Origin of the sequence: Methylocaldum sp. GT1TLB (assembly GCF_051027445.1) — a bacterium.
Lineage (GTDB): Bacteria > Pseudomonadota > Gammaproteobacteria > Methylococcales > Methylococcaceae > Methylocaldum.
Genome location: NZ_CP194898.1, coordinates 2,919,764 through 2,933,959 on the forward strand (window position 1 = coordinate 2,919,764; position 14,196 = coordinate 2,933,959).

At 54.3% G+C, this 14,196-nt stretch carries 16 protein-coding genes; 8 read left to right on the plus strand and 8 right to left on the minus strand.

The window, feature by feature from the left end; genetic code table 11:
• Window positions 1-169 precede the first annotated feature (169 nt).
• Complete coding sequence (locus ACR2R1_RS12675; RefSeq protein WP_434110325.1) at window positions 170-664, plus strand: SixA phosphatase family protein; 495 nt, start codon at window positions 170-172, stop codon at window positions 662-664.
• Between the two features lie 44 nt (window positions 665-708).
• Here ACR2R1_RS12675 and ACR2R1_RS12680 read toward each other — a convergent pair whose 3' ends face one another.
• From ACR2R1_RS12680 to ACR2R1_RS12715, 8 genes are all read right to left on the minus strand, one after another.
• On the minus strand, window positions 709-1,416 hold the full coding sequence (locus ACR2R1_RS12680) for a C39 family peptidase (RefSeq protein ID WP_086133661.1): 708 nt from the start codon (window positions 1,414-1,416) through the stop codon (window positions 709-711).
• Window positions 1,417-1,790: 374 nt separating this feature from the next.
• Window positions 1,791-2,072, minus strand: coding sequence for a hypothetical protein (locus ACR2R1_RS12685; RefSeq protein ID WP_077731754.1), 282 nt, complete (start codon window positions 2,070-2,072; stop codon window positions 1,791-1,793).
• A gap of 169 nt (window positions 2,073-2,241) precedes the next feature.
• On the minus strand, window positions 2,242-2,532 hold the full coding sequence (locus ACR2R1_RS12690; protein WP_077731755.1) for a hypothetical protein: 291 nt from the start codon (window positions 2,530-2,532) through the stop codon (window positions 2,242-2,244).
• Window positions 2,533-2,567: 35 nt separating this feature from the next.
• Entirely contained in the window at window positions 2,568-2,975 is a 408-nt protein-coding gene (locus ACR2R1_RS12695) for a hypothetical protein (protein WP_434110327.1), read from the minus strand.
• 847 nt (window positions 2,976-3,822) lie between these two features.
• On the minus strand, window positions 3,823-4,107 hold the full coding sequence (locus ACR2R1_RS12700) for a hypothetical protein (RefSeq protein WP_077731757.1): 285 nt from the start codon (window positions 4,105-4,107) through the stop codon (window positions 3,823-3,825).
• A gap of 34 nt (window positions 4,108-4,141) precedes the next feature.
• Window positions 4,142-4,549 (minus strand): hypothetical protein, encoded by a 408-nt coding sequence (locus ACR2R1_RS12705; protein ID WP_434110329.1) that lies wholly within the window; start codon window positions 4,547-4,549, stop codon window positions 4,142-4,144.
• A 553-nt stretch (window positions 4,550-5,102) separates the two neighbouring features.
• The gene (locus tag ACR2R1_RS12710; RefSeq protein ID WP_077731759.1) at window positions 5,103-6,458 is read right to left on the minus strand and encodes a sigma-54 dependent transcriptional regulator; all 1,356 of its coding nucleotides are present in this window, start codon (window positions 6,456-6,458) and stop codon (window positions 5,103-5,105) included.
• A 329-nt stretch (window positions 6,459-6,787) separates the two neighbouring features.
• Window positions 6,788-8,038 (minus strand): transporter, encoded by a 1,251-nt coding sequence (locus ACR2R1_RS12715; RefSeq protein WP_434110331.1) that lies wholly within the window; start codon window positions 8,036-8,038, stop codon window positions 6,788-6,790.
• Between the two features lie 494 nt (window positions 8,039-8,532).
• Here ACR2R1_RS12715 and ACR2R1_RS12720 point away from each other — a divergent pair, with 494 nt between their 5' ends.
• The 7 genes from ACR2R1_RS12720 to purH are packed head-to-tail and all read left to right on the plus strand — an operon-like array spanning window position 8,533 to window position 14,192.
• A complete protein-coding gene (locus tag ACR2R1_RS12720) occupies window positions 8,533-9,126 on the plus strand; it encodes a DUF2238 domain-containing protein (protein WP_347257499.1) in 594 nt (197 codons plus the stop codon).
• 40 nt (window positions 9,127-9,166) lie between these two features.
• Window positions 9,167-9,859 carry a TIGR04283 family arsenosugar biosynthesis glycosyltransferase gene (locus ACR2R1_RS12725; RefSeq protein WP_347257498.1) on the plus strand — a complete coding sequence of 231 codons (693 nt, stop codon included), beginning with the start codon at window positions 9,167-9,169 and terminating at the stop codon, window positions 9,857-9,859.
• Entirely contained in the window at window positions 9,852-10,631 is a 780-nt protein-coding gene (locus ACR2R1_RS12730) for a sterol desaturase family protein (RefSeq protein ID WP_077730299.1), read from the plus strand. The genes ACR2R1_RS12725 and ACR2R1_RS12730 overlap by 8 nt, the downstream gene beginning before the upstream one ends.
• A gap of 3 nt (window positions 10,632-10,634) precedes the next feature.
• Window positions 10,635-11,315 (plus strand): TIGR04282 family arsenosugar biosynthesis glycosyltransferase, encoded by a 681-nt coding sequence (locus tag ACR2R1_RS12735; RefSeq protein WP_077730298.1) that lies wholly within the window; start codon window positions 10,635-10,637, stop codon window positions 11,313-11,315.
• Window positions 11,316-11,325: 10 nt separating this feature from the next.
• Window positions 11,326-12,306: a tRNA dihydrouridine synthase DusB gene (dusB, locus tag ACR2R1_RS12740; protein WP_434110335.1), complete on the plus strand. Its 981-nt coding sequence runs from the start codon at window positions 11,326-11,328 to the stop codon at window positions 12,304-12,306.
• Window positions 12,303-12,593, plus strand: a complete 291-nt coding sequence (locus ACR2R1_RS12745; protein WP_077730296.1) for a helix-turn-helix domain-containing protein — start codon at window positions 12,303-12,305, stop codon at window positions 12,591-12,593. The genes dusB and ACR2R1_RS12745 overlap by 4 nt, the downstream gene beginning before the upstream one ends.
• Window positions 12,594-12,629: 36 nt before the next feature.
• On the plus strand, window positions 12,630-14,192 hold the full coding sequence (purH, locus tag ACR2R1_RS12750) for a bifunctional phosphoribosylaminoimidazolecarboxamide formyltransferase/IMP cyclohydrolase (protein WP_434110336.1): 1,563 nt from the start codon (window positions 12,630-12,632) through the stop codon (window positions 14,190-14,192).
• Window positions 14,193-14,196 lie beyond the last annotated feature (4 nt).

The following is a 14,196-nucleotide window of genomic DNA, read 5'->3' on the forward strand; positions in this document are numbered from 1 at the left end:
ACGCCATTTGGGCATAGTATAACCTGCCGGTGCATAACGAAAAATCATTCCGTCGAGGTACTGTCCGAGCTCTTCCATCGAAAGCGCGTCCAGCTTCCCCCTCTTGTACAGGAAAGATCGTTTCATGAAAATGCCGTGATCAAATTGGAAACAGCGCGCGGTCGCCGCCATGAAAAGCCTAATCGTCATCCGTCACGCCAAATCCGACCGGGATCAACCGTTTCTGGCGGATATCGACCGTCCCTTGAACAACCGCGGCAAACGCGATGCGCCGGTCATGGGCGATGTATTGAAGTTTCGCGGACAGGAACCGGATCTAATCGTAACGAGCCCGGCAAAACGCGCTCTCGAAACCGCCGAACTGATCGCGGAAGCGGTCGGCTACGACAGCCGGGCAATCGCGGTACGTGACAGCATTTACCTGCAAGGGACACCGGCTCTCCTCGAATTGATTCGGTCCCTAGAGAATATCTATAACAGAGTCTACCTAATCGGCCACAACCCCGATCTCAGCGAACTGGTCACTCGGCTGACCGGCGAAAGTCTCGGCACTCTTCCGACCTGCGGAATCGCTGCGATCAAGTTCCCGGTCGATGCCTGGGCATACGTCATGCACGGGAGCGGCCGTCTGGTTTTCTTCGACTCTCCCAAACAGCACCCTTGACCATCTCCCGCACCCGCCCCCCCCCCCGGACAATAGGGTTTAAGCTAACGCGGTGGGTGTATCCTGACATTCAGATTGGTCGCGGAACTGGTCAGAATGTCGGCTCGCTCGGCGAAATCCCGCAACCGCACTTCCGGGTAGTCGGAAGGCCTTCCCAGCGCCAGTGGATAGGACACGATGTTTTCTTCCCCCGGCTTTCCCAGCACGAAGATGACGCCGCCGTACTCGTCTTGAAAGCGCGATAGACTCATTCGCAGGTTGCCGCGCCCGGGATCGGCAAGGTAGACCCGGTCACCAGCAATTCCTCTCAGTACGGCGAAATGGTGATATCCGAAAGGATGCACGTAGACCAGGACGGGCGCTATCAGCTGTTTTAGCTGATCGATCGTCAATTCGAAGCCTGCTGCCCGGTAGCCTTTTTGCTGAGCCACCTTCTTGAGATCGAGCAGCGAAAAACCGATCCGCTTCTTGTGTGCCCATTGCTCCTTGGTCAAATTGACCAAAATTGCATTAAGGCGATTCAGAATATCTTGCTCGGAGGTATCCTCGCCATAGTAGTACCGCAGCAGGGTCGCCAATGCCGCGGCACCACAGGAATAATCGAGACGCTGCTTGACGACCGCCCGATCCCGGAGCTCGATCAAGGTATGCCGCGTTATCGCGGGCGCCGTTCTCGGCTCGGCCACAACCGTGTGTGCCATGGCAGCGCACAGCAACACCCCCCACACAATTAAGCCGCTTATCTTTGTCATTCCCTTTCCCTAAACCAGACAGCGATGGACAATGTTTCCTTATACCACTAAATCCGCGAATTAGTCGTTAGGTTCGCACTTTGAGTGCATGCTTGTGATTCGCAAGCCTGACGTAGCGATGTTGTCCTGTCCACCTGATTTTGCGTAATGCCGCCATCGGCTGCTGACGTGTTCATGGCGTTTTGAAGCGCCGCCTGCGCCAGATAGGCTTGCGTCAACACCTCAGACGGTGTGCCGGAAAAAAGCTCGCGAGCCAATCCTTAGTGCCCGTTCGTTTGTCACCTCGTCTTCAGCAAAAAGGCGGGGACGGACTGACCGCCCCCGCCTGACTCCCCGGTCCCGATCAGGATGCCGTCGGGACCCCGAGTTTGCCGTTAGTGGATACTCTGGTTCGTGACCTGTACGATATCCTGGAAGGCTCGTCCGAAGAGGCTCAGATTAACCGCAGTTACCGTAGGTACGGCTACATTGAGGCATGTGTTTCCAATACTGAAAAAACCAGAGCAAGACTGACCGCCCTCGACGGCCGCGAGCTGCGTTTCAGTCATCGGCGTCAGATTGGACACCTGCCCCAAAGCACGAAAATCGTTGTCGGCCAACGCCGGGCCGGCAACCATCACCGAAGACAACACAGCAACCAATGCATATGCTTTCATGATCGAACTCCTTTTCCTGCATGAACAATTCGATTTTGACGACACATTAGCCCCGAGTTCAAACGAGGTATGCCGCCGACTTATCACAAAGGCGAGGGCCGACTGATCATCGCCCCCCGCCTGATTCCCCGGTCCCGATCAGGATGCCATCGGGATTCCGAGTTCGCCGTTATTGAATATACTGGTTTGTAACTTGCTTAATGCTCTGGGTGGTAGCTCCAAGTAGCCCGAGAAAACTCACGTTGTACGCGGTGATCGTAGGTACGGCTACGTTAAGACAGGTGTTCGCGAAACTCAGAAGACCAGAGCAAGACTGACCGCCCTCGACGGCCGCGAGCTGCGTTTCAGTCATCGGCGTCAGATTGGACACCTGCCCCAAAGCACGAAAATCGTTGTCGGCCAACGCCGGACCGGCAACCATCACCGAAGACAACACAGCAGCCAATGCATACGATTTCATAATCGAACTCCTTATCTAGGTCTTGCCTAATGCATTCATCCCTTACCATCGCACCCGTTCCTCAGAACAGTGCGCAGCAAGATCACAGTTATCAAATTCCCTTTTGTTCGAGTCGCATCCTTGCGACCGATAACCATATTGCAGACCTCGTGCCACCTTTGACCACCAGAACCCCGACCAGCCATTTTCAATTGTTTTAAAACAAGTTTTTTATTTTCCATATGCGCCGCCCCTGCCGCCGCTCCAGATTCCGCCGGCATGACATACCTCCACCGCCCGCTTTCCAGCTTGAAAATGTACGTTTTTGAAAAAGGTAAACGCACCGCGTTGCCTGAGGTATTGAGCCACGCCTTTATTTCCGGGTTTAAATGGCGTAAGCCAGACGAAACAAGCCGATCTAAAACCGCCCCATTCCCGTTAAGGTACGTCAGCGCTCCGGCCATAACCGCCACCCGTGTTACACGGCTGTAATACGGTGAATAACCCGGTCATATCACAGGACTTTATCGCGGTGAATTCGGTATAACAAAACGGTTACCCCCTGCCCCAAAGCTGAGATTCCTCGAAGCGGCCCCGCCGCGTCCTTGGCTTCCGGCCCGAGTGCCTCGCGCCAACCAGGCGGCTCCCGAAACACCGGCCCACTTTTACAATTTTGTTATTCCCATCCTTCAGTTATACCGCCAGCAACTCTAAGTGACTGATTATATTGAGTGACTAATATTTTCAGTGAATTTAACTTCTTGATATTGCCGAGCTGCCGGGCGTTTAGATCCACTCCAGTCAGCGGGCAGTCGGGGCGCTCTTCTTCGCCGACACGGCGAAGAAAGAACAGCAAGATACCGATTTGGACGTACCGGGGTTAATGTAGGGAATATCAACAGCGCTTACGGACGTTCGAGGCAGTACCGACAACAGCCGGTATTCCGCTCCGCAATCTCGGCCACGATGGCAGGCTTTTGTAAATGAGGAGAGTTATTTTTGAAGTTTGATATCGTGCTTATTGATCAACTGATAAAACACAACAGGGAATACCCGAAGATTTGGGGAACGAAATAACGCTCAAAACAGAAAATGGATTGCTTTACGATATAGACTCTTGCGTTCTGGGGATATCGTGCTGAATTCGCATCGATACCCATTTTCCGTATAAAAACAACCTTTCAAGCCGATACTTTCAACCCATTCGGCTCTCGCCAGGCTCTCATCAAAAAGGCGAGGGCCGACTGATGATCGCCCCCCGCCTGATTCCCCGGTCCCGATCAGGATGCCATCGGGACTCCGAGTTCGCTGTTATTGAATATACTGTGACGTGATTTGCTTAATATACTGGCTGGGACTCCCCAAAATGCCCAGGTTAATTGCAACTACGGTAGGTACGGCTACGTTAAGACAGGTGTTCGCAAGATTGAATAAACCACCCGAGCAAGACTGGCCGCCCTCGACGGCCGCGAGCTGCGTTTCCGTCATCGGCGTCAGATTGGACACCTGCCCCAAAGCACGAAAATCGTTGTCGGCCAACGCCGGACCGGCAACCATCACCGAAGACAACACAGCAGCCAATGCATACGATTTCATAATCGAACTCCTTTCTAGGTCTTGCCTAATGAATTCATCCCTTACCATCGCACCCGTTCCTCAGAACAGTGCGCAGCAAGATCACAGTTATCAAATTCCCTTTTGTTCGAGTCGCATCCTTGCGACCGATAACCATATTGCAGACCTCGTGCCACCTTTGACCACCAGAATCCCGACCAGCCATTTTCAATTGTTTTAAAACGAGTTTTTTATTTTCCATATGCGCCGCCCCTGCCGCCGCCCCAGATTCCGCCGGCATGACATACCTCCACCGCCCGCTTTCCAGCTTGAAAATGTACGTTTTTGAAAAAGGTAAACACGCCGCTTTCCCTGAGGTATTGAGCCACGCCTTTATTTCCGGGTTTAAAGGGCGTAAGCCAGACGAAACAAGCCGATCTAAAACCGCCCCATTCCCGTTAAGGTACGTCAGCGCTCCGGCCATAACCGCCACCCGTGTTACACGGCTGTAATAGGGTGAATAACCCGGTCATATCACAGGACTTTATCGCGGTGAATTCGGTATAACAAAACGGTTACCCCCTTGCCCCAAAGCTGAGATTCCTCGAAGCGGCCCCGCCGCGTCCTTGGCCTCCGGTCCGAGTGCCTCGCGCCAACCAGGCGGCTCCCGAAACACCGGCCCACTTTTACAATTTTGTTATTCCCATCCTTCAGTTATACCGCCAGCAACTCTAAGTGACTGATTATATTGAGTGACTAATATTTTCAGTGAATTTAACTTTTTGAAAAAAGCCGACTAACAAATCCTTAAAGACACTCCCGTGCAACGAGCAATCATGGCCCTTAGTTGAGCCAATGCCGCAAAAACCGAAGAGCATAACCAAGAGAGTATCAGAGGTAATTTGCAGGCGCGCAGGCATATCACCATCGCTGCAAATTCTCTCCGAGGCAGCCAGACGTGCGTCGGTCAAACGGGTAAAAGGATTTTCCTGCTTCGCTAGCTCAACCGTAACGACAGGTTTTTTAAATGGAAAAAATTATTTTTGAAGTTTAATATCGTGCTTCTTGATCAACCGGTAAAGCGTAACATGGGATACCCCCAATATTTGAGCAGCCGTCACTACGCTGTCGCCCGCCTGATCTAATACCCGGTGGAGTATGTCCTTCTCTGCCTGATCCTTGACAGCCTTCAGGTTTAGCGCGAGAGGCTGCGGCGAATATTCCTCCAAACCCAAATCCGCCGGCGAAATATACGCGTCGTCGCACATGACCAGCGCACGCTCTACGCGGTTTTTCAATTCGCGCACGTTTCCAGGCCAACTGTAGTGCCGCATCACCTTCAACGCACGCCGACTGAACTGCCTTGCCTTACAGACATTTTGTTTCTTGAAACTATTTAGAAAGTACTCCGCCAGTAATTCAATATCGTAACCCCGGTCACGCAAAGGCGGCATGGTAACCCTCAAGACATTGAGTCGATAATAAAGATCTTCCCTGAAACGCCCTTTGCGGACAGCTTCCTCTAGGTCGACATGGGTTGCCGAAATGATTCTGACGTCGACGGCAATCTCTTCGTGGCCGCCGACTCGATAAATGGTTTTCTGCTGGAGAAAGCGAAGAAGATTGGCTTGCAAATCAAGCGGTAATTCACCGGTTTCATCCAGAAAAAGAGTACCCCCTCCGGCTTTTTCAATTAATCCCAGTTTTCGCTGATGGGCACCGGTGAAAGCGCCTTTTTCGTAACCGAAAAGTTCCGACTGAATCAGATTGGACGGCAAAGCGGCGCAGTTGACGGCAACAAAAGGTCCTTCGGAACGTGGTGAATGATTGTGAATGGCTAACGCGGCCAATTCCTTGCCGGTGCCGCTTTCTCCCGTGATCAAAACTGGCAAGTCGTAAGATAAAACTTTGTCGATACTGTGAAGTACCCGCCTCATGGCCGGGCTTGATCCGATCAACTCGCTTTTGTTGAGCCATTCGCTTGTACGCGGAAATACCTTCCTTCTAACTCCCGCCATGCCGGATGCATGACCGAGTGTAATCCTTAGGCGGTCGATATCGAAAGGCAACGTGTGATAATCGTAGAAATACTCTGCGATAAGCCGGCAGACCGCCTCGTTTTCCATAGACGACGAAGATACCAAAGCCACCCACTGCATGGATGACCCTTCCGGATAATAAAAAATGTCGCCGATAACGCGCTGGAAAAAGTTTTCGTCGAATGGCTCGAATTGAATGAGCCCGACATGAAAATCGCCGCTACTCAAAAGATTCCGAGCTTGTGCGGGATCACACGTAACATGAATATTGCGTCCCACCGCATTTCTTATCGATGAAACGGCATCATCTGCCTCTGGTTTGAGGGCGAGGTAAAGAACGTTGATACTTTCCATGTAATCTTCCCAACCTTGCGATCCGTGCAAGTTTTGGCTAAGAAAAAACGTCGAAACCGATAATAGGGTGCCGGTCAGCCTGCCTAGCCTGGGTCAATTGTTTCGCGAACTAGGTCATATCGTTTAGGCAGCCGCATCCAATGCAAAAATTTTCTTATGCAGTTTGCAAACACCTCCGGCTTATTACCAACACCATGTTTTACTGATCAACTACGTTAAAGGAGTCGAAAATGAGCCACCCCACTCTCTTCTCCAACCGGGAGAATGAAACCTTGAATAAAACAGCTACTCATAGCATTTAATCTCCTTTAGTTAGATAGACGCTCTGCTCATCGGAAAAAAGGCAGGGGATACTGTCGATCAAACCGGTACGGAACGTTGACGCCCGCGAAAAAATCCGTGGCCTCTTCGCTCAAGCCGAAATTTACGAAGGGTTCCACGAATAAGCCCTTAGCCACCTGTACGGTAACGGCCAAGTTGAGCGAGTGAATATCCCTGCCGGAACCCGTAATTTCTCGACCATCGATCTTGTCTCGCAGTATCGCGGCACCGTTCAAGGCTGTGGAGAAACTTACCCGATCATTCAACGAGAAGCCCATACCGAGGGAATAAGGAATTTGATCGCCCGGGTCGATTCTGCCGTCTTCGAGGACCGCGTTGTAGCCCAGAGAACCGAAGAGGACTACCGGATCCACCGTCTTGACGAGCGATACGGAACCGCCGACATTCCAAAAGCCTGTGCCTAAACTGGGATCTACGATCAGTAAATTGGACCCTACGCTGGGCCCTAAAACACTCGTAAGGCCGCGCCCCTCCCGTCCGGTATCGGATTTGACGTTCAGGCTCAACGTTGTTTCCGGAACGAGGCCCTCTTCGTGCAAGGCGCCCCATCGCAGACTGCCACTGACGTCACCCAGTCCGGAACCATCCTGCCGCCTAAAGCCTTCGCGAGCAAAAAACGGCTGAATTGTATCTAGTTCTAGCTCTTGGAAATTAAATGGAACGGATATATCCAGCTCGAGATCGTCGATCAAGCCGTAGCGAAACAAAACACCAGCGCTTGCCGCTCTAGCCCTCACTTTATATGGCGATATTTCGGATGTATCTTGAGCGTAACTCGCGATGAACTCGACCTGCAGATCGCCTCTCTTGAACAAGACCTTTTGCGATCTCAGGAATTGATCGAGTTCTATCTTGGCCTCCTCCGCCTCTTTTTCTCGGTCCCCCTCCTTCAACCCCATTTCCGGAGATACTTTTTTGGGCGCGGCGGGAGCCGTTTCGGCTCGTGCCGTCGCCGTCTTCTCCCCTTGCTCGGATGTCTCTGCCGCCGCTTCTTGGGTTTTCTGTGCCTGCGCCTGCGGCAAGGACTCTCGCTCCCAAGTTTCGTTTTCGATGAGAATCTGGACCTGCGCCTTCAGCGCCTCGACTTCTTGTTTCAGTTTCTCGTATTCACTCCGAGGAACGGTATCCTCTACCGCTGATTTCGTCGCTCCCGCCTTCGTACGGGCGTGGGAAACACCGCTATCTACGAGCGCAAGCAAAAATGCCCCACAAATGAAGACCATGCATTTTTTTATCATTATCACTTCCTTGCCTGCCGCCGACCGCTAAATCGGCGGGACACGTTGATGGAACAACACCGAATAGAACTGATCGAAACATTCGGCGCGCCAGCACCGGCTTATGAGTAACACCTCAGCCACGATTCGATTGCCTCCGACAAGCCAAGGTTTTGAAAGATTGACTCTTCAGACGAGTGATTTCATAGGAGGCGCGCCGCGGCTTGTCGAAAACGGATCGATGCCGCGAAGAAAACAAGGGCGATGGATTGAAATTCGGCAAAGTGCCGTCCTTTGCGTGCAGCGCTGTCGCCTTGAACACCCGATGCGACCGGATTGAAGGCTTAACGTACACTATGCTCCCTCCTTGAACTCGATACGGCCGTAACGTTGCACGGCCATTTTGCGAAGTGTGGTTCGGACGACTTAGAGTAATCTCGTAAGCTGGCGTAAAGGCTACTCATGGAGCCGTAATTAGTCAATGTTTAATGGAAACCGCTGGAGATATCAGATCATTGTTCAACATCTTTATTTTTGCATTTGTTTCCGTGCTGGCGTGGTCGGTCGTTCAGCCGTACAGCTATAGCGTCTGGCTTTTGGATGCAATACCCGCCATGGCTGCGTTCGTCGCAGTAATCGCCACGCATCGTCTCTTTCCTCTGACTCCTCTGGCCTATAGCCTGATCCTGGCTTTATGCCTGCTGATCCTCGTCGGCGCGCATTACTCGTTCGGCAAAGTTCCTTTTTTCGATTGGCTGAAACCGCTATTCGGGAGTCAGCGAAACAACTTCGACAAGCTGGCTCATTTTTTTCAAGGGTTTTCGCCCGCGGTTGTTTTTCGAGAAATTTTCATTCGTTCCGGCGTTTTTCGGGATCGACGCTGGCTGGCCGCGATTGTCGCGGCCCTGTGCCTCGCGCTCAGCGCCGCCTACGAGCTCGTTGAATGGGCCGTTGCGGTGGCCTTGAGAGACGGGGCCGAGGATTTTCTGGCGATGCAAGGCGATCTGTGGGATGCGCAATCGGACATGGCTTTTGCCTTGGCCGGGGCTTTGATATCGCTTGCACTGTTGAGTCGGCGGCATGACAAACAGATCGAACGGCTTAGCTGAGAAGTCGGCCGCCAAACCCTCCCGCGACTCGTGTCGCGACATGCCCGCAAACGTTCGTTGGTCTGTCATCATTCCGGTTTTGAACGAGGCGGACATAATCCGGGAGGCGCTATCCCGGCTGCAGCCGTTAAGAAGTCAGGGAATCGAAATCGTCGTTGCCGACGGCGGAAGCACGGACGGTAGTCCGAACCTGGCCCGTGAATTCGTGTCGTCGATCGTACGCGCGCCCAAGGGGCGAGCCGCGCAGATGAATGCCGGCGCAAGCGTAGCGACGGGCGGCTACCTGTTATTTCTCCATATCGACACCCGATTGCCGGAGAACGCACTCCTCGCGTTAACAAAAGTTTTCGAATCCCAGGCCGCATGGGGACGCTTCGACGTGCGGCTGTCCGGGAATCGTCCGTTGCTGCGGATCGTCGAAACTCTGATGAACTGGCGCTCTCGCTTGACCGGCATCGCGACGGGCGACCAGGCCATATTCGTGCGGCGAGACATCTTCGAGCGCATCGGCGGCTTTCCGGAGATCCCACTCATGGAGGACATAGCGCTGAGCGAGCGGCTAAAACGCATCGCTAGCCCCGCCTGCCTTCTGGAGCGGGTGATAACGTCCAGCCGGCGATGGGAACAAAACGGAACGGTGCGTACTATCCTCCTCATGTGGAAACTGCGACTGCTCTATTTTCTCGGGACCAATCCGGCCAAGTTAGCCGCCGCATATTACCGCCATGACTGAATCTATCCTCCGTCTTGTTTTCTTTCTCGGCGTGCTTGGCATGATGCTGTTATGGGAGTGGCGTAGTCCATTCCGGACGTTTCCCGAAGGCAAGATACGCCGGCTTGCGCGGCACCTCGGTCTGATGACCCTCAACTCCGCCGTCGCACGCATCTTGAGCGGCGGAGGCGCATATTTCGCCGCAGAGTTCGCACTCGAAAGCCACTGGGGCCTGTTCAACCAACTCGCCCTGACTTACAGTTTATCCTTCGCAGCTGGCTTACTCCTGCTCGACTTCGCCATTTACCTCCAGCACATCGCCTTTCATCGGGTTCCGCTGTTCTGGCGATTGCATAAGATTCACCATCTCGACCTCGGTTTCGACACGACCACGGCCATCCGTTTTCATCCCTTGGAAATCGTCCTGTCGACCTACTACAAAATGGCTTTAGCCATCGCTTTCGGAATATTGCCGACGGCCATTCTGGTCTTCGAGATACTTTTGAACGCCTGTGCTTTGTTCAATCACGGAAATGCGCGCATCCCGGCTCCGTGGGAAAGGAGACTCCGACTGTTTCTCATCACCCCGGACATGCACCGCATCCATCATTCGACCTACAAGCCGGAAATGGACAGCAATTTCGGATTTTCCGTGCCGTTCTGGGACAAGCTGTGCGGCACTTATTGCGCAACGCCGCTCCTGGGCCAAGAAGGCATGGAAATCGGCCTCAAAGACCAACGCGATCCAAAACTGCTAGACTTTTCGCGGCTGCTGATTTTGCCGTTCCGTTGAAGTATGTCGGACTACCGTTTTCCGCTTGCCACCCTGGCCATCATGGCGAAGGCGCCGATTCCGGGGCAAGTAAAAACCCGATTGATTCCCGCTCTAAGCGCGGAAGCGGCGGCACGGTTGCATACTGCTCTACTCCGCAAAACGGGCCGGGAGATGCTGCACGCAAACCTGTGCCCGGTACAGCTTTGGTGCTCTCCCGATACCGGCCACCCCGAATTTGTCGGCTTGGAACTGTTGGGAGCAGCCCTGAAAACGCAATGCCGGGGCAACCTCGGAGCGCGCATGGCCTACGCTGCCCGCGAGTCTCTCGAGAAGGCGAACCAGATCATCATTATCGGCACCGATTGTCCGGCGCTCGATCCCCTTTATGTGGAAAATGCGATCATCGCATTGATGAACGGAAACGATGCGGTCGTCGGTCCGGCCGAAGATGGCGGTTACTGCTTGCTCGGGCTGACCCGGACCGACGGCGAACTGTTCCGAAACATGCCATGGGGCGGAGCGGAGGTGCTGAACGAGACGCGGCAACGGCTTGAAAAGCTGCGCTGGCGGTGGGCGGAGCTCTCCCCGTTGTGGGATATCGACCGTCCTGAAGACTTGCAGCGGCTTAAAAACATGGACGAATGGCAGGAAAAATTTTTGCGTCCATACCCTGATCCGGCTAGACTTTTGCGCCCGCAATAGACTCATCACTATGTATATCGGCCCGTATCGACTGGCTAACCGCTTGATTCTGGCTCCTATGGCCGGCGTAACTGACCGCCCCTTCCGAATGCTATGCCGTCGTTACGGCGCAGCTCTCGCCATATCGGAAATGGTGTCCGCCAATCCCGCCTTGCGCCATGATCGCAAGACCCTGCGACGGAGCGATCACGCCGGAGAGCCGGAACCCCGTGCCGTACAGATTCTCGGCAACGATCCGGCCGCCATGGCCGAAGCCGCCAGAATCAACGCCGATCGAGGCGCACAGATCATCGATATCAACATGGGCTGTCCCGCCAAGAAAGTGTGCCACAAAGCCGCCGGATCGGCGCTTCTCAGAGACGAACGCCTGGTCGCGCGGATTTTGGAAGCGGTTGTCGAAGCGGTGGAGGTACCGGTCACGCTAAAAATACGCACCGGCTGGGACCCCAACCACCGCAACGCGGTCACCGTTGCGAAAATCGCCGAGAATGCGGGCATTCGCGCCATCACGATTCATGGTCGCACCCGAGCCTGCGGCTTTTCCGGGCAAGCCGAATACCTTACAATTCACCAGGTCAAGCAAACTGTAGGCATCCCGGTGATCGCCAACGGCGACGTCGATTCGCCGGAAAAAGCAGCGGCCGTCCTCGAACTCACCGGTGCCGATGCTGTCATGCTCGGTCGAGCCGCCCTCGGAAACCCTTGGCTGTTTCGTCGCATCGACCATTTTCTTAGCGGAAGCGTCGAGTCCGGACTGCCCGGAGCGGAGGAAACGCGGGATGTCATTTTGGAACATCTGAACGGACTTTATGCATTCTACGGCGAACATCTCGGAGTGCGGATCGCGCGCAAGCACGTCGGTTGGTACCTGAGCCATCTTTCCTGCCCGCCGGATTTCGGCCCGCTGTTCAACATTCAAGACGGTGCCAATCAGCAACTGGATTTAATAAACCAATTGTTTAACGAAGAAAGTCGGAAATTGGCTGCATGAAAGCACAAGCAAGGAATATCGAGGCAATGCCCAATGCCGTCGAGTTCAAAACCGATGCCACATTGCTCTTGAGCGACCACGTACGCATGACCCTGACGCGCTACTTTGCTCAGCTCGACGGGCATGAGGCAACGGATCTCTACGCCATGGTCATCAGCGAAGTGGAAAAGCCCTTGATCGAAACCGTATTGGAGCAATGCGGTCATAACCAGAGTAAGGCGGCGCTGGTACTCGGCGTTAGCCGCAGCACCTTACGCAAGAAGATGCTTCAGTATGGCATCGAGTAATCTTTTTTAATTTTCAGCTGCCCGCGTCATCTTTTCATGAAAATCAAAGTCTCCCGAGCACTCGTTAGCGTGTCAGACAAATCCGGACTTGTGGAATTCTGCCGAGGACTGGCTGACCTTGGAATCGAGATCCTGTCATCGGGCGGGACAGCCGCGCTTTTGCGCGAAAACGGCATCGCGGCAGTGGAAGTATCCGACTATACCGGTTTTCCCGAAATGATGGGCGGACGGATCAAGACTTTGCACCCCAAGATCCACGGCGGCGTTCTCGGGCGCCGCGGGATCGACGAGAATGTGATGGCGCAACACGGCATCTCTCCCATCGATCTGGTGGTCGTCAATCTTTATCCCTTCGAGCAAACCATCTCCAAGCCCGACTGTGAACTCGCCGAAGCCATCGAAAACATAGATATCGGCGGTCCCGCCATGATCCGTGCGGCCGCCAAGAATCATGAATCGGTGGGCGTAATCGTCGACCCAACCGATTACCCCGAGGTTCTCGGGGAACTTCAAGCGCAAGCCGGCTGTCTGTCCGATGACATGCGATTCAAGCTGGCGATCAAAAGTTTCCGGCATACCGCTGCCTATGATAGCGCCATTGCGGCTTATCTCGGTAAGGCCGAAGACTCGGACACATTCCCGGACCCGCTCGTGATGCGTTTCCGCAAAGCCCAAGCGATGCGCTACGGGGAAAATCCGCACCAAAAAGCGGCATTCTACGTGGAACCCGGCGTGCCCAGCGGCACCGTCGCTGCGGCGAAACAGCTTCAGGGCAAGGAACTGTCCTACAACAATATCGCCGACGCGGATGCGGCGCTCGAATGCGTCAAGACTTTCGACGACTCGCCTGCCTGCGTCATCGTCAAGCATGCCAATCCATGCGGCGTCGCGCAGGGCAAGACACTGATGGAGGCTTACGACCGCGCCTACGCCACCGACCCAACCTCCGCGTTCGGCGGCATCATCGCCTTTAATCAAGCGCTGGATGTGCAAACCGCCCGCGCCATCATCGAAAGACAGTTCGTGGAAGTGATCATCGCTCCCCGGGTGGGCGAGGGTACGCTTCAAGTGCTGAGCGGAAAAGCCAACGTACGGGTCTTGGAATCCGGTCCTTGGGCTAGCGCTCCCGCGCCGGAATGGGATTTCAAACGCGTATCCGGTGGTCTCCTGGTACAAGACCGGGACTTGGGCGTTGTTGCTCGGGAAGATTTGCGTATCGTCACCCAGCGCGCCCCAACCGAAGACGAAATGGCCGATCTCTTGTTTGCCTGGAAAGTGGTCAAGTATGTCAAATCCAACGCCATCGTGTATTGCAAGAACCGCCAAACCATCGGCATAGGTGCGGGACAAATGAGCCGCGTCTATTCGGCGCGCATCGCGGCGATCAAGGCCGCGGACGAAGGACTTGCCGTTCAAGGCTCGGTTATGGCTTCGGACGCTTACTTCCCGTTCCGCGACGGGGTGGATTCGGCCGCCGCGGCCGGGATCACCGCCGTCATTCAGCCGGGCGGCTCGATACGCGACCCGGAAGTGATCGCGGCCGCCGACGAACACGGCATGGCCATGGTCTTTACCGGCATGCGGCATTTTCGCCACTAACCAG

Excerpts from the sequence above, each read along its gene's own strand:
- ACR2R1_RS12675 (WP_434110325.1), top strand. The coding sequence starts at position 170 with ATGAAAAGCCTAATCGTCATCCGTCACGCCAAATCCGACCGGGATCAA.
- ACR2R1_RS12680 (WP_086133661.1), bottom strand. The coding sequence starts at position 1,416 with ATGACAAAGATAAGCGGCTTAATTGTGTGGGGGGTGTTGCTGTGCGCT.
- ACR2R1_RS12685 (WP_077731754.1), bottom strand. The coding sequence starts at position 2,072 with ATGAAAGCATATGCATTGGTTGCTGTGTTGTCTTCGGTGATGGTTGCC.
- ACR2R1_RS12690 (WP_077731755.1), bottom strand. The coding sequence starts at position 2,532 with ATGAAATCGTATGCATTGGCTGCTGTGTTGTCTTCGGTGATGGTTGCC.
- ACR2R1_RS12695 (WP_434110327.1), bottom strand. The coding sequence starts at position 2,975 with ATGGCCGGAGCGCTGACGTACCTTAACGGGAATGGGGCGGTTTTAGAT.
- ACR2R1_RS12700 (WP_077731757.1), bottom strand. The coding sequence starts at position 4,107 with ATGAAATCGTATGCATTGGCTGCTGTGTTGTCTTCGGTGATGGTTGCC.
- ACR2R1_RS12705 (WP_434110329.1), bottom strand. The coding sequence starts at position 4,549 with ATGGCCGGAGCGCTGACGTACCTTAACGGGAATGGGGCGGTTTTAGAT.
- ACR2R1_RS12710 (WP_077731759.1), bottom strand. The coding sequence starts at position 6,458 with ATGGAAAGTATCAACGTTCTTTACCTCGCCCTCAAACCAGAGGCAGAT.
- ACR2R1_RS12715 (WP_434110331.1), bottom strand. The coding sequence starts at position 8,038 with ATGATAAAAAAATGCATGGTCTTCATTTGTGGGGCATTTTTGCTTGCG.
- ACR2R1_RS12725 (WP_347257498.1), top strand. The coding sequence starts at position 9,167 with ATGCCCGCAAACGTTCGTTGGTCTGTCATCATTCCGGTTTTGAACGAG.
- ACR2R1_RS12730 (WP_077730299.1), top strand. The coding sequence starts at position 9,852 with ATGACTGAATCTATCCTCCGTCTTGTTTTCTTTCTCGGCGTGCTTGGC.
- ACR2R1_RS12735 (WP_077730298.1), top strand. The coding sequence starts at position 10,635 with ATGTCGGACTACCGTTTTCCGCTTGCCACCCTGGCCATCATGGCGAAG.
- dusB (WP_434110335.1), top strand. The coding sequence starts at position 11,326 with ATGTATATCGGCCCGTATCGACTGGCTAACCGCTTGATTCTGGCTCCT.
- ACR2R1_RS12745 (WP_077730296.1), top strand. The coding sequence starts at position 12,303 with ATGAAAGCACAAGCAAGGAATATCGAGGCAATGCCCAATGCCGTCGAG.
- purH (WP_434110336.1), top strand. The coding sequence starts at position 12,630 with ATGAAAATCAAAGTCTCCCGAGCACTCGTTAGCGTGTCAGACAAATCC.